This window comes from Formosa bonchosmolovskayae, from assembly GCF_051016085.1.
GTDB lineage: Bacteria > Bacteroidota > Bacteroidia > Flavobacteriales > Flavobacteriaceae > Formosa.
On sequence record NZ_CP174605.1, the window covers coordinates 2,684,565 to 2,704,636 of the forward strand.

Consider the following 20,072-nt stretch of genomic DNA (forward strand, 5'->3'; position numbering starts at 1 on the left):
ACATGATGAAAAAGATTATTGTAGTTTTTAGTATGTTTTGCATCACATTATCGATGTATGCTTCCAAAGTAGATACGCTTTTGGTGCATAGCGAGATAATGAATAAGACTATTAAAAACGTTATCATCACACCAGAGTCGTATACAAATAACGGAAAAGCATTTTCTGTAGTATATATGCTTCACGGTGCTGGCGGCAACTATGCGGCTTGGTTGGGGAAAGCTCCAGATATTAAAGCTTATGCCGATACTTATCAGGTTATCATAGTGTGTCCCGATGGTGCTAAAACCAGTTGGTATTTTGATAGTCCAATAGATGATGCCATGAAATACGAAACCTATATTTCAAAAGAATTGGTCTCAAAAATAGATAAAACCTATAACACTCTAGCCGATTCTAAACATCGTGCCATTACAGGCTATAGCATGGGGGGGCACGGTGCGCTGTATTTAACTTTTAAGCATCAAGATATTTGGGGCGCTGTTGCAAGTATGAGTGGCGGTGTAGATCTACGACCTTTTCCCAAAAACTGGGATTTAGAAAAACGCTTAGGTGTGTATGCAACCAATCAAGAAAATTGGGAACAAAACACAGTTATTAATATGGTGCATTTGTTAGATGGAAAAGATTTGAAAATTTTATTTGATTGTGGAGTAGACGACTTTTTTTATGATGCTAATGTAAGACTTCATAAGAAATTGTTGGAGCGTAATATTCCACATGATTATATAGAGCGTCCCGGCGGACATACCAATGCATACTGGAGTAATTCTATAAAATATCACATGGTCTTTTTTAACGATTTTTTTAAAGCGAATTTAAAAACGGACTAATTATGAATATGAAGTCATTTATATACGTATTATGTATTATGATTTGCTTTTCATGTAAAGTTGAAAAGAAACAAAATACAGTTGCAGAAGCAGTACAATCACAATCAGAACAGCCTAACATTATAGTGCTGTTATGCGACGATTTAGGTTATGGGGATTTGTCTTCATTTGGACATCCAATAATTGAAACTAAAAACCTTGATAAATTAGCGGAAACAGGAATTAAACTTACCGATTTTTATGCTACAGCTCCAGTGTGTTCATCATCGCGAGCGGGGTTGCTAACAGGTAGAAGTCCTAACCGTGCTGGTATTTACGATTTTATTCCAGGTTACAAAAAAAGTGAAGACAATAGAGATTTAGTTCACCTACGTGCCGAAGAAGTTACTATTCCTCAGGTGTTAAAATCTGTAGGTTACGAAACCTGTTTAGTTGGGAAATGGCATTGTTCGTCTCAATTTAATTCAGATGCGCAACCACAACCAAACGATTTTGGTTTTGATTATTGGATGGCAACTCACAATAATGCCGCGCCAAGTCATAAAAATCCCAGAAATTTTGTGAGAAACGGCGAAAAAGTAGGAGAAATTGAAGGCTTTAGCAGTCAGATTATTGTCGACGAAGCCATGTCTTGGTTAGATAAAAGAGATACCGATAAACCGTTTTTCTTAGAAGTGGCATTTCATGAACCTCATGAACCTATTGCGTCTCCAGAAGATTTAGTTCAGAAATATTTACCAAAAGCAAAGAATCTAGAAGAGGCCGAATATTTTGCCAATGTAGAAAACGTAGATCTTGCTGTAGGGCGATTACTAGAATATTTTGAAACTCATAATATTACCAATACGTTAATCGTATTTAGCTCAGATAACGGACCAGAAACCTTTATGAGATACGAGCGTGCTAAAAAATCTTACGGGAGACCAGGACCTTTAAAAGGTATGAAATTATGTACCAATGAAGCTGGATTTAGAGTGCCAGGTATTGTTAAATGGATTGGAAAAGATACCTATTCTGGAACCACCAATGCTGTGGTATCTGCACTAGATTTCCTACCAACCTTTGCCGAATTAGCTGGAGCAGAATTACCAGACCGCGTATTAGACGGAGAATCTTTTGTATCGCTTTTGAAATCTGGAAATTTTGAACGTGAAAAACCTTTAACATGGGCATTTTACGACGCCATTAACGACCGTCGTGTTGCCATGCGTAAAGGCGATTATAAAATCATGGCACGTATAGAATTAGATGGCGAAACACTACCTAATATTCATAATTTATACGATGGGAATATAGACGAACTTAAACGTGCTGAACTTACAGATTTTGTGTTGTTTAATTTGAAAAATGACATTGCTGAATCTGAAGATATTTCAGCTCAAAAACCAGAGATTTTCAAGACAATGAAAACGGAATTTGAATCGGAATATAAAGCGTTATTAGACGGCAGTCACGTATGGGTTAGACAAGAAGAAACAAATTAAACGTACTGTAAATACCAATTACGACTCAAACAAACTATAAATTTCAATAACCAATGAAACCTATTCAATTTAAACTAATAATTCTTTTTTCGCTATGTATCGTGGCTAGCAGTTGCTCAAAAAAAGAGGTAATTGAAGTGACATCTCCAAACGCAACTAAAAAGATGGTGTTTCTAGAAGGGGATAAAAATAATGATGTTTCTTTTTCTGTATTTTATAATCAAAAAGAAGTCATTCAAAGTTCGGTGTTAGAATTAATGTCTGAAGAATTAAATTTTACAGGAACTATTACGGTTGAAAATATTGAAAAATCTTCAGTAAATACCACGTGGACCTCTAGATTTAATGAGTTGAGTACCATTCCAGACCATTACAATCAGATAAAAATATATTTAAAACAAGGCGATGCTAAATTTAATATCATTGCCAGAGCCTATAATGAAGGTGTCGCTTTTGCTTACGAAATTCCTGAACAAGGAGACCTTACCGAAATTGGTTTAAATGAAAACATTCATTATAATTTCGATAAAGATTACGAGGTTTGGTCTACACCAAAACGTGAAAAAGGCGTTTTAACTGCTCAAGGCGAATACAGAAAAATTCCAATTTCAGCCTTACAAGAAGGTGCCGAACGTCCGTTAGTAATTGAGATAAACGATACGGTTAAAATTGCATTAGCAGAAGCCCGTTTGGTAGATTATGCACGAATGAGTTTTAATACAGGCATAACATCACCGTATAGTATTGTATCGACCCTTGATGGTAAAATGGGAGAACAAAAACAAGATACTATTACGGGAGCAGTAATTGCCGAACGTAAAAACGATGGCACTAAAGTGCATAAAACCTTACCTTTTCAATCACCTTGGCGTGTGGTTATGATGGGGAACAGTCATGGCGAGTTGTTAGAACAGAATTATTTAATTCAGAATTTAAATCCGCCATCAAAAATAGCAGACGATTCATGGATTACACCAGGAAAAGTACTTCGCGAAACCACTTTAACAACGCAAGGAGGTATGGCTGCTATCGACTTTGTAGCAAGTCATAATATGCAATATGTGCATTTCGATGCCGGTTGGTATGGTAATGAAATGGATAATGCCTCTGATGCTACAACCATTACTCTAGATCCAAAACGCTCTAAAGGTCCATTTGATATTGAAGCTATTACAAAGTATGCTAAAGAAAAAGGGGTGAAGGTCATGTTATATGTCAACCGTCGTGCTTTAGAAAATAAATTAGACGTTGTTCTACCCGTATTAAAAGCATGGGGTGTGTCTGGAATTAAATACGGCTTTGTTCGTGTCGGAGACCAAGATGCGACCGCATGGATGCATGAAGCTGTTAAAAAGGCAGCAGAATACGAAATGGTTTTAGATATACATGATGAATACAGACCGACAGGATTCTCGAGAACATATCCTAATTTGTTAACTCAAGAAGGGATTCGTGGCGATGAGGAAACAGTACCAAACGCACATACTTTAATCACCATGTTTACAAGAAGTTTAGCGGGCGCGGCCGATAATACGGTCTGTTATTATAACACACGAGTAGATAAAATGGGGTCTCACGCTTCGCAATTGGCAAAAACGGTTTGTATTTTTAGTCCGCTACAGTTTTTATACTGGTACGATAAAGCGCCATTAGCACCAATTAAGGACGACGGGCTTTGGGGCGATACGCGTACTATTGGTAACGAACCAGAATTAGAATTTTTTAATGCCGTACCAACCACTTGGGACGAAACTAAAGTGTTACGTGCAGAAATAGGAGAATTAGGAATTATAGCACGTAGAAAAGGCAACGATTGGTTTATTGGAGGTATTAATGGTGTCGCGCCAAATGATGTGACTCTCGATTTTGAATTCCTAGAAGAAGGAGCGTCTTATAAAGTGAAAGTGTATACAGATGATGAGAACGTAAACACAAGAACCCAAGTTAAAATTGAAGAGATTACTATTTCAAGAGATTCAAAATTAGACATTAACATAGACCGTAATAATGGTTTTGCTATGCACATTACTAAAGAATAAACGCTAGAGTTCATGAAAAATAAAGTTAGCATTTTAAAATACCTTGTAGTTTGCCTGTGTTTGGGCATCGTAGGATGTAAATCTAAAGAAGAACAACAACCAGAGGTGAAAAAGGAAATAAAGACACTTCCTAAAGAGCGTCCGAATATTATTTTTATGATGTCCGACGATCATGCATATCAGGCCATTAGTGCATATAGCGATCATTTAATTCAAACTCCAAATATAGATCGTATTGCAGACGAAGGGATTTTATTTACCAACGCAAGTGTTACCAATTCTATTTGTGCACCGTCTAGAGCAACCATTTTAACAGGGAAACACACACATATTCATGGGAAAGTGGATAATGTTTTTCCGTTTGATGAATCTCAAATGACGTTCCCTCAATTACTACAAAAAGCGGGTTACCAAACCGCGATGTTCGGAAAATTACACTTCGGAAACAATCCAAAAGGGATAGACGAATTTAAAATTCTTCCTGGTCAAGGACAGTATTACAATCCAGATTTTAATACCAACGACGGAAAAATAACTGTTGAAGGTTATGTTACTGATATTATCATGGACATGACTTTAGATTGGTTAGAACACAGACGTGATGAAAATAAACCGTTTATGTTATTTTCTATGCAAAAAGCACCACACAGAGAATGGTTGCCGGCGCCACGTCATTTTAAAGAATATACAAAAAAGACATTTGTAGAGCCAGAAACCTTATTTGATGATTATGAAGGCCGTGGTACTGCTGCAAAAACTGCAGAAATGAATTTGTTAACACACATGAACTGGGCAGGAGATTCTAAACTGTATCCAGAAATGATGAAAGAATTAGGCATTAAAGATGTGTCGGGTTGGGATTTAGAAGCTTTTGAACGTGAAGTGGGGCGTATGAATCCGGAGCAACGTGCCGTATGGGATTCTGTGTACAAACCATTAATGGAAGATTTCAAAGCTGAATATGCAAACATGAATGAAGCCGAGTTGATGAAATGGCGTTACCAACGCTATATGCAAGATTATTTAGGTTGTATTGCTTCTGTAGATGAAAATGTAGGTCGTTTATTAGATTATTTAGATGAAACCGGATTAGATGAAAATACCATTATTGTGTACACGTCAGACCAAGGATTTTATTTAGGAGAGCACGGTTGGTTCGATAAACGTTTCGTTTACGACGAATCGTTTAAAACACCATTACTTATTAAATGGCCAAATGTGATTACTCCAGGAACGACCAATACAGAAATGGTTCAGAATTTAGATTTTGCTCAAACCATTTTAGAGGCAGCACAAGTTGAAGCACCTTCAGATATGCAAGGGGAAAGTTTAATTCCATTGTTATTAGGAAACGATCAAGAATGGACTAGAGATGCGGTATACTACCATTATTACGAATATCCAGGAATTCATATGGTAAAAAGACATTATGCTATTATTACACAAGAATATAAGTTGATTCATTTTTATTACGATGTAGACGAATGGGAATTATACGACCGTAAAAAAGATCCGAACGAAATGAAGAATGTTGTAGACGATCCTGCGTATGCCGATGTGGTTGTAAAACTTAAAAAGCAATTGGCAGATCTTAGAGCACAATACGGAGACAGTTCGGAATTAGATCAAAAAATATTACAGAAATATTTGGAAGCGAAAAACAATCCAGATATAGAAACTGTACCCTTACATTAAATTGATAAATAAAAAATAATTTCATGAGATTTTCAATCTTATTAATCCTAGTTATAACCTTCTGTTTTAATACCGTAACAGTGCAATCGCAACAAGCGACGGAACATCCACGTTTGTTTGCAAAGACTAGTGATAGAGCTGCTTTAAAGCAGAAAATAGAAACAGAAAATTGGGCAAAAGCATCGTTTAATGCACTAATCGAGGAAATAACGCCATATGTAAATCGTCACATTACAGATCCAGAATGGATTGTATCGCGATTGGCGATGTACTGGAAAGATGGCGAGCGCTATACACAATGTTATATTAAAGGGCAAGATTGGGATTATGGTGAAGGAAATGCGCCTATGCCAACCGTTCGTTTACCGGGTATGCGTAAATGGAACGATTATGTAAATGTGCCTTTAGAAGACAGAATTCCGTATAACGAATCGGGTGATATGTTAGGGATTAGTCGTTCTAAAGCCGATAAAACACCTATGAAAATTCCGTATAAAGAGACGGGACATATGATTCGTGCCAATAATATGGAAATATTAAAACTGGCAGAAAAATCAGCTTTCGCGTATTATATGACGCAAAATGAGAAGTATGCTAAGTTTTCGGCAGATATTTATTGGACTTGGATCTTAGGAACGTATTATATGAATCCGCCTTTAGATCCCGAACAATCAACTAAAGGTCCTGGAGGCTACGAGCCCGGCGGAATTATGGGCTATTATGATTATGAAGTGATTCACGACGATAGACAAATTCCTATGGCGGCGACCTACGATTTTCTTTACGATTACTTAAAAGCGAATCCGCATAAACATTTAAAGGAAATTAATAAAACCACAGTCGATGTGTCGAGTGAAGTGTTTAAGCGCTTTATAGAAATCGGATTGGTTCGTGGTGGTAAAAAAGGAAACTGGAATGTAAACCGTTATAAAAACATCATAGGAAGTATGTTGGTTTTAGAGTCTAACGATTTTTATGACGATGGTAAAGGTCGTGAATATTACATTCCGTTTTACACAGAAAAATCGGGTGAGCATTATGCAGGTTTACCAGAAATAATGGCAAATTATGATACCGAAACAGGCTTATGGCCAGAATCACCAGGCTATGCGTCGGGAATGATTCCTACAGTATTAGAAATGGGATTGCAATTGTATAAGTCTGGCGTGAATACCTTAGCCGGAAATCCAATTATTGAAAAAGCAGCATTAGCGAATTTAGGTTGGTTAGATGCACGCGGGAATTTAGTGGTGTTTGGAGATATGCGTGGTGGCGCTTTTAATATGTCGGCTTTCGAATCCTTATTAACCTATTCGACTTGGAAAGGCGATACCCAAACGGCGAAAACCATGGCTACAGTCATCAAGAAAAACATAGAAAACGGACAGTACGACAGAAATAAATCCAACTGGCAAGATATTATTTTTAATCAGGCTCTACCAGAATCGGGTAGTGAATTGCCATATCACAGATCGGCGTATTCAAAATTTCATAGACATATGATTTTAAGAAATGGAAACGACGAAGATAACGGCTTAATGTTCACATTATATGGCGGACGCTATCAGTCGCATTTAGCCGAAAACGGATTAGCTATGCAATTTTACGGTAAAGGTTGGGCTCTTGCGCCAGATGCTTCGGCTTACGAATCGTATTGGTCACCAGATGCAGGATATCATCGAGGAATCACAGGTTCTAACACCATAGTTCCAGGATATAAAAAAGGCGAGATTACTATAAATGCCATGGATCCTAAAACAGTAGAAGATGGTTTTTATAATACCGAAATCACTTCTGAACAGGTATCTTTTGCAGATGTTTCAGCAGACGAAAAACGTCGTGTTGTGGCTATGATTCGCACTTCAGAAACTACCGGGTATTATGTAGATGTGTTTAGATCAGATCAAGATAACAACGATTATATTCATCATAATTTAGGTCACCACGTTAGACTTGCAAGTGCAGAACAGAAACCGTTAGAGGTGAAATCTGTAAATGATTTAGGTACTGAATACGACAAGAATTACAGTTTCTTTAAAAATCAAAGAAAGATAAAGTATACATCAGATTTTAATGCGACTTGGGACATTAATACGGTATCTCCAGAACTGCATGTAAATATGTGGATGCAAGGGCAAGATAACCGTGAGCTGTATGTGGTAGATGCGCCAGCAACCACGTTACGTGAAGATATTACACCTGGACAAATCAATAAAAGTCCACAGACTACACCAACGCTAATTGTACGTCAGAATGGAATAAACGCTAAAAGTCACCCGTTTGTTTCAGTGTTTGAATCGTATGAAACCGGACAAAAATCAATTCAGAATATATCTAAAGTGGGGCAGTTTGTTGATTTAGCGGCTTTGAAAATCGAATCGAAAAACAGTACACAAATTATCTGTAGTGCTATAGATTCGAATAAAGCCTTCAAGCCTACAAAAGAGATGATATTTAAAGGAATCTTTGGAGTGGCTTCAGAAAAAGATGGAACATTTGAGTATTTATATTTAGGTAAAGGATCTCAAATTCAGTTTGGCGATTATAAAATAGAAGCTATCAAAGGTGCTGTTACAGCAACGGTGTCGGTTAAGAATGGCAAATATTTCTATTCTTCTGATAAACCGATATCAATTCAGCTTAAAAAAGGAAAGGTGAAAACTTATCCTGCAGGCTATAATATCGAGATAAAATAGAATGATGACAAAGCGTTTTTTACATATTAAACCAGTTTTAATTGGTCTGTTTTTGACTATGCTGTTCAACACTGTTGTAGGTTTTGCACAAGAATCGATTCACCCAAGAATTTATACGTCTGGTGAATCGAAATCAGATTTTTTAAAGCGTATTAAGCAAGAAGATTGGAAGCAAAGTTTAATAGATAAGAAAATTGAAAATCTAGAGCCGTATTTAGAATATGTTAAGAATGATCCGACGTGGCTAGTGTCTAGGTTACAAATGAATTGGACCACAAAACATGATAAGGTGTTTTTAAAAGGAGGAAATTTTGATCATTCCGAAGGTCTTGCTCCTGTGCCAACGGTTCGTTTTTCGGGAACTCGAGATTGGGCTACAGCATATGTCGCTCCCAAAATAGAAGATGTAGAACCTTATTTTGATGATGTGCGTGGCTATTATGTTGCACATAAAAAAACGAAGAAAAAAGAGTGGGTACATCCTTCAAAAATCGGACATGCTATTGAAGGAATTAATCGTAAAATCATGGCACTTGTAGAAGATGCTGCCTTTTTATATTGGGTTACTGGAGATCAGAAATATGCAACGTTTGCAAAACCGGTTTACGAAACTTATATCGAGGGAATGTATTACCGCGATGCACCAATAGATCTAGAAAATGGAAAACAACAGCGTCTTTCAGGATTGGCAACTTTTGAGGTGATTCATGAAAAAATATTGATAAGTTTATTAACCACGTACGATTTCTTATATGATTATTTTGAAGCTGAAAATGTGAACTTAGAACACAGTGTGGCAGTATTTCAAAAATGGGGAGATCAAATCATAAAAAATGGTGTTCCAGATAATAATTGGAATCTGTTTCAAGCGCGATTTTTAACTTTTGTCGCTGTAGTGCTTGACGCTAATGCAGCGTATAAAAATGGTAAAGGACGCGAATACTTCTTAGATTTAACGTTTAATACTTCTACAGATAGACAATTATCTATTAACGAATCATTACTGGTGTACGACCAAGACACGGGAATATGGCCAGAAAGTGCTTCGTATTCTATACACGTTATTACTACCTTATTAGAAATTGTAACACTATTAGATAATACTACAAATAATAACGAATTATCTAACTTTCCAATTATTGAAAAGGCGGCATTGGCATCGTTTCAGTATTTATTTCCTAGCGGTTATTCAATTGGTTTTGGAGATTCTAACCATAAAACATTACCGCCAGAAAATTTTGAATTGCTAATCGCAAATTATAGAAAATATAAAGATTCGGAAAAAGAAGTCGTTATTTCTGGTTTGTTGGAGCAGATGATTGCTAAAGACGAGTATAAAAGACATGCCAGCGATTTATTTGAATTATTCTTTTATGTCGATAAATTGAAAACCTCAGAAACGGATTCAGACGGATTGGAACAGTTAACATCGCCAACATTCTATGCCTCAAATGTTAGCTTATTTAATCAGAGATTGGGTTCAGGAGATAGCGCCATGATGGTTTCTACGTTTGGATCGTACGGAAATCACGCACATGCCAATGGTGTAGCTATAGAATTATTTGCAAACAACTATGTGCTAGGACCAGATATGGGAAAAGGGTCGAGTTATTGGCATGAAAACCATAACGAGTATTATTCAAAGTTTCCGGCTCATAATACGGTGGTTGTTAATGGTGTTTCAGACTATAATGCAATGCGTAGTTATCATCCATTTACGTTAGAGAACAGTTTTCCTCAAGTAGGAATTACGCCTACATTTAAAAAGTTAACCTTCTCTAAAGTTTCATTCTTTGAACCTGAAGCAAAAGCCAATCAGCAACGATTTACCGCGCTTATAAAATCTAAATCAGATCAAGGATATATTGTAGATGTGTTTAGATCTAAAACTCAAAAGACAGGGACGCAACGCCACGATTATTTTTATCATAATTTAGGTCAATCTTTATCGCTTTTCGATACAAATGCTAAAGCTCTTATTCTAAAAGAGACAGAAGATTTTGGTAGTAAACACGGCGATATTAAAGGTTATGACTATTTAACAGAGAAGAAAAAAGTCATAACGTCTGCAGATGTTCAAGCCGTATTTAGGTTAAAGAGTAAGGATAAGGCAGATAATATGATGAAGCTTTGGATAAAAGGAAGTGAACTTCAAAGCATCTATACAGCCTTGGCTCCAAAATCGAATTTATTAAGTAAAGGCACTGCTCCGATCGAAGTTATAGATAACCCTATGCAAACCTTAATAGTGAAACGAGAAGCAGCCGCTTGGGACAATCCGTTTGCGGTAGTTTTTAATCCGTACTATGAAGGTGAGGAGAATCCGATTACTAATGTGACCTATTCATCTTTAAAGGATAATCCAAGTACTCAGGTTATAGACGTGTTGTTAAGTGATAGTAAAACAACCGATAAAATTGTTTTAAATACTTCAGAAGATGATGTAATTGAAACAGCTAACCTCTACCAAAAAGGATTACTATCGGTAACCCGTACACTAAAGAATAATGCAGACTTGGAGTATATTTTTATTTCTGGAATGTATCGATTCAAACAATTTGGATGGGAAATTATTGCTTCGGGGGCTCCCGTAACAGTTTCTGTAGAGCGTATTGGTGACACTTTTACAATAGAGACGGATGGAGCCATTCTAATTAGAGCACCATTTGTGGACGGTAAAAAAACTGCAGTATTAAAAGTTTACGAAGAAAAGGAATTAAAGCATTCTAGAGAAGGTCAAGTTGGACGTTTCAATTCTGAACAATTAGAATTTAGATTAGAAAAAGCATATAATAAAGTCGAAATCGTATATTGATAGAATTTACAGAAATGATTATAAATATAGCCATACTTGTTTTATTTTTCTTGCCTTCTATAGGTGCCTATGGCCATGTCTATATGGCTGGTTTTAGGGTGGGGTCAAAGCATATTTCAATAGATTATAATACCATAAAATATGCGATATATGTCAATGGAGATTTTATAGCGCAAGCAAAATATGAGTGGTGTGAACGCATTCAAATGAACAGCTTAAAGTTTTGTAATTCAAATTTAAATAATGCTAAAGGTCAACGTTATGGTGGTTTTAATAAAGACGGAAAGAATAGTTGTGATGCCGGTTTATTTTTAGAATCTCAGGGCTACTTAAAACGTAATCAATAATCTAAAAACACATTTATGAAGAATCTTTTGTTAATTTTTATGCTTGCTTTTGTAGCGGCCTCGTGTGGTTCTAACGCGGATAAAGTCATTACAATATTTGTATCTCATTCAGGTACGGCACAAGCCAATGGAACAGAAAAAGAACCTTTTGCTCATTTAGAAGATGCGGTTAAACATGCTGTAGAATTAAGAGCAGAGGATCAGAATTCTTCTATAGAAATTAATGTGCTTCCTGGAGACTATTATCTAGAGCACGCTATACATATTACTCCTGCTTTAAGCGGACTAACAATTAAAGGAGCTGGCGCAGACCAAGTGCGTATAAAAGGTTCAGAAGTTTTAGATCTAAATTGGGATTCGTTTAATGAAAATATATTTGTGACAACGGTAGATGAAAATTTAGATTTTGATCAGTTAATTGTAAACGGTACACCTCAAATTCTTGCGCGTTATCCTAATTATGATGAATCTTCTCAATATTGGCAAGGTTCTGCTCCCGATGCAATTTCCAAAGAGCGTATTGCAACATGGAAAAAACCTGAGGGTGCTTATTTTCATGCATTGCATGGCGGAAAATGGGGTGGTTTTCATTTTGAAATCACAGGAGTCAATGAAGATGGAACAGCAATCTTAGAAGGTGGGCAACAAAATAACAGAGGTTCTAAGCCACACGAAGAATTTCGTATGGTAGAAAATGTGTTTGAAGAATTGGATAGTCCGGGGGAATGGTTTTTAGATACAGATGCACATAAATTATATTATTGGCCAGCAGATACAACAACATTACAGACCTCTAAAATTGAAGTCGCAGTTCTTAAAGATTTAATTCAAGTGATTGGAACGTTAGACAATCCTGTAAAAGATATTACCATAAGCGGAATGACGTTCCAACACACAAAACGTACATTTATGGAAGAGTTCGAACCTTTATTAAGAAGCGATTGGTCTATTTATAGAGGTGGCGTTTTGTATTTCGAAGGTACCGAAAACTGTCTGGTTAAAGACAATGAGTTTACTAATTTGGGCGGAAACGTTATTATGGTAAGCAAGTATAATAAAGGTTTAAATGTAACGGGTAATCATATATATGAAAACGGTGCAAGTGCCGTGTCTTTTATTGGAGATCCTTCAGCGGTACGTTCTCCCTCATTTAATTATGGGCAATTTGTTCCGTTTTCAGAAATGGATACGATTGCAGGTCCTAAAAATGAATTATACCCGAGAGATTGTGTAGTAGAAGATAATTTAATCCACAGAATTGGCCGTATTGAAAAGCAAACAGCAGGTGTAGAAATCGCGATGGCGATGGATATTACAGTGAGACATAACAGTATTTACGATGTACCAAGAGCAGGAATTAATATTGGAGATGGTACTTGGGGCGGACATATTTTAGAATTTAACGACGTGTTTAATACGGTTTTAGAAACTCACGATCATGGATCTTTTAATTCTTGGGGACGTGATCGTTTTTGGCATCCAAAACGTAAAGTTATGGATAGTTTAACTACGGCGCATCCAGAGATGTATACTTGGGATGCTGTAAAAACCACAATCATTAGAAATAACCGTTTTCGTTGCGATCATGGTTGGGATATCGATTTGGACGACGGTTCATCAAATTATCACATTTACGATAATTTAATGCTGAATAACGGACTTAAATTACGTGAAGGTTTTAATCGTGTTGCCGAAAATAATATCATAGTAAATAATTCTTTACATCCACATGTGTGGTTTGCAAATAGCCAAGATGTATTTAAACACAATATAGTTGCAGATGCTTATCAAGATGTTGGTTTACAAGGCTGGGGGAAAGAATTAGATTATAATTTATTTCCTAATGAAGTCACGATGATGAAGTCTCAAATTTACGACAGAGATTTAAATAGTACTTTTGGAGATCCTAAATTTAAGGATCCAGCAAATTTAGATTTTAGCGTTGCAGACGATTCTCCTGCTTTAAAAATAGGCTTCAAAAATTTTCCAATGGATCAGTTTGGCGTTCAAAAAGAAAGCTTTAAAAAGCGAGCTAAAACTCCAGAGGTTCCGGTCTTGAAAGATCCATCAGAAAAGGAAAGTAGTCCCATTGTAGCTTGGTTACGTAACAATATTAAAAGTGTAGAATCTCCTCAAGAACAATCGGCTTACGGATTAAATTCTGCAGAAGGTGTTATCGTGTTAAGAATCTGGAATGCAAGTCCTGCTGTTAAAAACGACGGGATTAAAAAAGGAGATGTCATTCTTCAAGCAGATGGAAAACCAGTGAAGAATATTCAAGATTTTTTCAAAATAAATGTAGAAAATACTACAGATGAAATGGAACTTGTAATTATGAGAAACCAGTCTGAAAAGACAATCAATATAAAAACAAATTAATTAACTTAAAATAATAAAAAATGAAAATGAAAACGTTAAGGAACATGTGCTTACTGGTGGTAATTGTCATGTTAAACATGGGGCCAGTTTTGGCACAAGCAAGCTCGAAGAAGAAGTTGTCGGACGACGAGCGTATGGAATGGTGGAGAGATTCTAAATTTGGAATGTTTATCCACTGGGGAGCTTACTCTATTATTGGTGGAGAACGCGGTACTAAAATCGCTGGAGGTGGTGCAGAATGGGCCATGGACAAACTAGACTACACTATTGAAGAGTATGAAAAATATCCTGAAATGTTCAACCCACAGTTGTTCGATGCAGATGCATGGGTAACCATGGCGAAAAATGCTGGGATGAAATATATAGTTTTAACTTCTAAGCATCATGAAGGGTTTGCGTTATGGGATTCAAAAGTATCAGATTACGATGTAATGGATACCGCGCCATTTAAGCGTGATATTGTAAAAGAATTAGCCGAAGCTTGTAAAAAACAAGGCATTAAATTCTGTTTATACTATTCTATAGTAGATTGGCATCACCCACAAGCACAGGGTAATTTATATCCAAATTACAACATTTCTCAGCATGATGATCCGTCTGTTGTAAACCCAGAATTTCCTAAATATTACGAAAATTATATGAAGCCTCAAGTGGGTGAATTATTGAAAAATTACGGTGATATTGGAGTAGTTTGGTTTGATGGAGATTGGATTTCAGATTACACTACAGAAATGGGGAAAGATCTTTACAAATACATTCGTGACATTCAACCAAATACTATTGTAAATAACAGAGTAGATAAAGGGCGAACCGGTATGGATGGAATGAATAATAAACCTGGTCAGTTTGCAGGAGATTTCGGTACACCAGAGCAAGAAATTCCAGATACAGGAATTGATACAGATTGGGAAGCGTGTATGACTATGAATGGTACTTGGGGGTATAAACCTTCAGACGTGAATTGGAAAAGTAGTGAAGATTTAATTGAAAAATTAGTCGACATCGTATCTAAAGGAGGAAACTTCTTATTAAACATAGGACCTGATGGTTTCGGAAGATTTCCAGCAGAAAGTATTCGTCGTTTAGAAGCTATGGGGCAGTGGACTAAGAAAAATGGTGAAGCGATTTATGGCGCAACTGCAAGTCCTTACGAAAAACCAAAATGGGGACGTTATACTCAAAAAGATGGTGTCATTTATGCTCATGTTTTCGATTGGCCAGAAGATGGACTTTTAAAACTAAATAAAGACATTAAAGTTAAAAGAGCAACTTTGTTAACAGATCCTAAGACAGAATTAAATGCACTAGGAACATCTCGCGAATTATTAATCGATGTGCCTCAGTTAGCACCAGATACAACTGTTTCTGTTGTTAAAATAGAGTTGGCTAAATAAAAAGTTAAGTCGAATTAAATGTATAAAACAGGCAAACAACGTTTTAGGTGTTTGCCTGTTTAAATTACAATACAATTGTATAATTAAAATATGCTGTTGTAATCTTTAATCAATATAGCATGACAGCGTATAACGAACGATTTGGATATACTATGAAATCAATAAAAACAAAAAGATGAATATTTATAAAAGCATGTTTAGTATAATACTAGCATTTTTTCTGCATGTTGGTATTGGGTTTTCTCAAACAATTACTTACGAAAAACCAGAATGGGGAGCCTACACAGTAGGTGAAGAAGGGTTTTTATTGGCTCACATATTTAACTGGCCAGAAGATGGTAAATTGGTTTTAGATAGAGCGATTAAACCAAGAGAAGCAAGGTTACTTTCTAATCCAGATAAAAAAGTAAAAATAAAGTTAGTTGATGGTAAATTAACGGCCTTTTTACCAGAAAAAGCTCAAGAAAGCCAAGTTTCAGTTTTAAAAATACAATTAATACCTACAGAAGATTGGGCAAATCTAGCTCGTTATAGCCAAGCGAATGCCGAATTAAAAGCACCGAGTAAAAAAGAAAATAGAGTGGTGTTTATCGGGAACTCCATAACCGATAATTGGACGCGTGATCATGGGGTGTTTTTCGAAGAAAATCCATCTTTTGTGAATAGAGGAATTAGCGGACAAACTAGTGCGCAAATGCTATTACGTTTTAGACCAGATGTAATCGAATTACAACCAAAGGTAGTTGTGATTTCTGCTGGAACAAACGACATTGCCGGAAACAGAGGGTATATTGACATAGACCGTATTGCTGGAAATATATATTCTATGGCAGAATTAGCTAAAGCAAATAATATTGAAGTCATATTGGCATCGGTGCTTCCTGCGAGTAGTTATTCTTGGAGTCCATCAATTGAACCTGCAGATAAAATTATCGAGCTGAATACACTTTTGAAAGCGTATGCTAAGAAAAATAAGATAATTTATTTAGATTATTATACCCCAATGGTTAATGACGATAAAGGTTTGATAAAAGAATTGGGAAGAGATACTGTTCACCCAAATGTAGAGGGCTATCTTATTATGGAGCCTATGGTGAAATCTGCAATATCTAAAGCATTAAAATAGTTTATCACATTTTATTAATTCCTAGCCTCATCGTTGCTTTTCTTAAGTAGTTATGAGGCTTTTTTATATAAATATTTTTTTGTCTTCTTATAAAACGTTTTAAGTATTACACACTCCAAAATAGACCATAATTTATAGTTCTTGAATGATGAATGATATACTTTTTAGTCTAAAATTAATAGTATTGTGTATGTCATTAATATAGGATTGAAGCGCTGGTTTATGGGTTGGTATTAATACTTAAAAATAGATTAAATTATTAAAGATTAAAAGAAGAGCCCTTCAAAACGATATCACGTGAATTTACGTTTTCAATGTAGCGCTTTATAGGTATAGTAATGTGATAGATAAATAAAGAAGTTATGAAAAAATACATGCTATTAGTCGCTTGTTGTGTTTCAATGCTCTTAGCGAAAACAAGTGTAGCACAAGATCGCACAGCACTTCATAAGCGTGCAACCAAGCAAGCAAAAGATCTGGTAAAACAAATGACTTTAGAGGAAAAAGTCAGGTTAATAGAAATGACGAATTTACCCATAGAGCGTTTAGATATTCCTGGACATCATTGGTGGAATGAAGCATTGCATGGCGTAGCACGTCGGGGAGAAGCTACTCAGTTTCCTGTGCCATTGTCTATGGCTTCGGGTTGGAATCCGTCTTTAATTAAAGACATGACCACCGCTATAAGTGATGAAGCTCGTGCGCTTAATAATGCAGATACAGCCGAAGATAAAGCAAGACGATATCACGGTTTAACCTTATGGAGTCCTGTTATAAATATGGCGCGTGATCCACGATGGGGACGTACAGAAGAAACCTATGGGGAAGATCCTTTTTTAACCACCGAGCTTGCATCTGCTTTTGTAAACGGATTGCAAGGCGGTGATCCCAATTATTTAAAGACTGTAGCGACTATAAAACACTTTGTAGTAAACAATACAGAACATAATCGCTTGCATGTGCGTCCAGATGTATCAGAGCGTGCATTACGAGAATATTATTTTCCAGCCTATCGGGATGTCATTGCTCGCGAAGATGTAGAATCTATCATGACGGCGTATAATGGTTTAAACGGCATTCCGTGTTCTGCCAATAAATGGTTGTTAACCGATATTTTGCGGGACGAATGGGGCTTTAACGGGACTGTGGTAACCGATGTTGGAGTACCAGGACACTTGGTAGAGCAACATAAATATGCTAAAGATGGACCAGAAGCTGCTATGATGATGATTACCGCTGGTGTAGATATGTATTCTGGATCGGACAGAGCTAGAGAAGTTAATGAGAGAGAATGGTCTAAGCAAGCGGTTCAACAGGGTTTAATGAAAGAATCGGATTTGGATCAAGCCATTATTCGTAGTCTAGCTACGCGTATTAAATTAGGACTTTTACGTTCAGATGAAGATAATCCGTATACTAAAATATCAACAGATGTGGTTGGTTCAGAAAATCATTTAGCTATTGCTAGACAAATTGCACGAGAGGGTGCTGTGTTACTACAAAATAAAAACAATGTGCTTCCTGCAACTCCAGAAAAATATAAATCTATTCTTTTTGCCGGACCTTATGTTAATGATGCGCCTTTTGGAGCTTACAGCGGAAATGCGGCAGGTGTAGCAGCAACACCCATGTTTGGTATGCAAGAAATCGCAGGAAACCAATTCGAAATTAAAAGTCAGTTAGGCGGGAAGTGGTTATTCATTCCAGAAGGCAATTTAAACGTTCCTGGAAAGCCAGAGACTAAAGGCGTAACAGGAGAATATTTTGCAGGGACTAAACTCGAAGGTCATCCTATTTCGGTGAGAACAGATCGTGGTTTCGATTTGGATTTGCCAAAACCACTAGCACATATAGATCCTGAAATTCCACAGCCTACCTTTTCGGCACGTTGGACAGCCGATTTAACACCTAATCGTACTGGACTTCATTATTTTTCAGTGACGGCTTTAAGCGGAGCGCGTGTTTGGATAAACAATGAAAAAATTCTTGATAATTGGCATAGCAAAGCAAAGGATAGCGAAGAGTCTCAAGGGATTTTTCTAGAAGCTGGTAAAGCAGTAAATTTAAAAGTAGAATATTATAATGAAGAGGCAGAGCCTGCTCGGGCATTATTAAAATGGGTGGAACCCCAAGAGGTTGTTGCTGTAGAGCATCCAGAAGATAAATTGCTAATATACGTGGGTGGACTTACATGGAGAATGTCTAAAGAATCTCATGATCGGATGAATTCTATTTTACCAGAAGATCAGATGGAAGAAATTAAAGCACTGGCGTCTATATATCCCAACATGTTAGTGGTATTAAATGGTGGCACAGTAGTGCAGTTGTCTGAACTAAATGACGTTGTGCCATCTATTTTGTTACAATGGTTTCCAGGGCAAGAAGGTGGTTATGCTTTAGCAGAGTTAATTACCGGTAAAGTTAGTCCTTCAGGACATCTTCCGCTTACATTTTACACCGATCCTGAGAAATTACCAGATTTTGAAAATTACGAAATCAGTAAAGGACGAACATACATGTATATGAAAGATAATGTGACCTATCCATTTGGGTACGGATTAAGCTACACGTCGTTTGAGTATTCAGGATTGAAAATTACTCAGAATAAAAAAGAAGTCACGGCTGTTTTAGATGTTAAAAACTCAGGAGTTATGGATGGCGATGATGTGATTCAACTATACGTTACCAACTTAGATTCTAAAGTATATCAGCCAATTCGTCAATTAAAAGCATTTAAAAGAGTTTCTATTGCTAAAGGTGACACGGAGCAAGTCGCGTTGCATTTTTCTATTAACGATATGCAGTGGTGGGATGTAAATAAACAAAAATATGTAGTAAATCCTGGGCGATACGAAATTCAGATTGGGAAGTCTTCATCTGAAATAGTACAGAAACAGATTATAATCGTAAAATAACTGAAATAATCGAAATAATATAATTCAGATACGTAATAGTTTTAGCCTTCACATTTAATATCTAATGTCATGATCATAAAATAAATTAAAAAAAAGATTCAACTAATCATTTATTTAACTTAAAAAAGTTTGGTTGCAACAGTATAGTAAATTAGGTAATTAAATGCGTGTGAACTAATATGTGAAATATAAAACATCATAGTTTATAGATATTGAACTATGGTTTAGAACACATATCAATTTAAAAAAATAATATTGTATTTATCAATTGGGATATGCAATGTAGTTTTTTTGAGTATATCTTTAATTGAAGTTTTAAAATTCTAAAAGAGGGTTTTAAAAAATAATC

General features: G+C 36.2%; 11 protein-coding genes. All 11 read left to right on the forward strand.

The genetic code is table 11. The features are described from left to right. Positions 1-2 precede the first annotated feature (2 nt). The 11 genes from ACKC83_RS11325 to ACKC83_RS11375 all read left to right on the forward strand — a co-directional run bounded on the left by ACKC83_RS11325 (position 3) and on the right by ACKC83_RS11375 (position 19,723). The gene (locus tag ACKC83_RS11325) at positions 3-833 is read left to right on the forward strand and encodes an alpha/beta hydrolase (RefSeq protein ID WP_434035577.1); all 831 of its coding nucleotides are present in this window, start codon (positions 3-5) and stop codon (positions 831-833) included. Between the two features lie 2 nt (positions 834-835). After that, the gene (locus tag ACKC83_RS11330; protein ID WP_434035578.1) at positions 836-2,317 is read left to right on the forward strand and encodes a sulfatase-like hydrolase/transferase; all 1,482 of its coding nucleotides are present in this window, start codon (positions 836-838) and stop codon (positions 2,315-2,317) included. Positions 2,318-2,370: 53 nt separating this feature from the next. Beyond that, positions 2,371-4,356 (forward strand): glycoside hydrolase family 97 N-terminal domain-containing protein, encoded by a 1,986-nt coding sequence (locus ACKC83_RS11335; RefSeq protein ID WP_434035579.1) that lies wholly within the window; start codon positions 2,371-2,373, stop codon positions 4,354-4,356. A gap of 12 nt (positions 4,357-4,368) precedes the next feature. Continuing rightward, entirely contained in the window at positions 4,369-6,051 is a 1,683-nt protein-coding gene (locus tag ACKC83_RS11340; protein ID WP_434035580.1) for a sulfatase family protein, read from the forward strand. Positions 6,052-6,074: 23 nt separating this feature from the next. Further along, complete coding sequence (locus ACKC83_RS11345) at positions 6,075-8,747, forward strand: hypothetical protein (RefSeq protein ID WP_434035581.1); 2,673 nt, start codon at positions 6,075-6,077, stop codon at positions 8,745-8,747. 1 nt (position 8,748) lies between these two features. After that, complete coding sequence (locus ACKC83_RS11350) at positions 8,749-11,562, forward strand: heparinase II/III domain-containing protein (protein ID WP_434035582.1); 2,814 nt, start codon at positions 8,749-8,751, stop codon at positions 11,560-11,562. Between the two features lie 14 nt (positions 11,563-11,576). Next, the gene (locus ACKC83_RS11355) at positions 11,577-11,909 is read left to right on the forward strand and encodes a hypothetical protein (protein WP_434035583.1); all 333 of its coding nucleotides are present in this window, start codon (positions 11,577-11,579) and stop codon (positions 11,907-11,909) included. A 15-nt stretch (positions 11,910-11,924) separates the two neighbouring features. Then, positions 11,925-14,288 (forward strand): right-handed parallel beta-helix repeat-containing protein, encoded by a 2,364-nt coding sequence (locus tag ACKC83_RS11360; protein ID WP_434035584.1) that lies wholly within the window; start codon positions 11,925-11,927, stop codon positions 14,286-14,288. A gap of 20 nt (positions 14,289-14,308) precedes the next feature. Beyond that, positions 14,309-15,682 (forward strand): alpha-L-fucosidase, encoded by a 1,374-nt coding sequence (locus tag ACKC83_RS11365; protein ID WP_414036975.1) that lies wholly within the window; start codon positions 14,309-14,311, stop codon positions 15,680-15,682. A gap of 175 nt (positions 15,683-15,857) precedes the next feature. After that, on the forward strand, positions 15,858-16,808 hold the full coding sequence (locus ACKC83_RS11370; RefSeq protein WP_434035585.1) for an SGNH/GDSL hydrolase family protein: 951 nt from the start codon (positions 15,858-15,860) through the stop codon (positions 16,806-16,808). Between the two features lie 362 nt (positions 16,809-17,170). Further along, the gene (locus ACKC83_RS11375; RefSeq protein WP_434035586.1) at positions 17,171-19,723 is read left to right on the forward strand and encodes a glycoside hydrolase family 3 N-terminal domain-containing protein; all 2,553 of its coding nucleotides are present in this window, start codon (positions 17,171-17,173) and stop codon (positions 19,721-19,723) included. Positions 19,724-20,072: the final 349 nt, after the last annotated feature.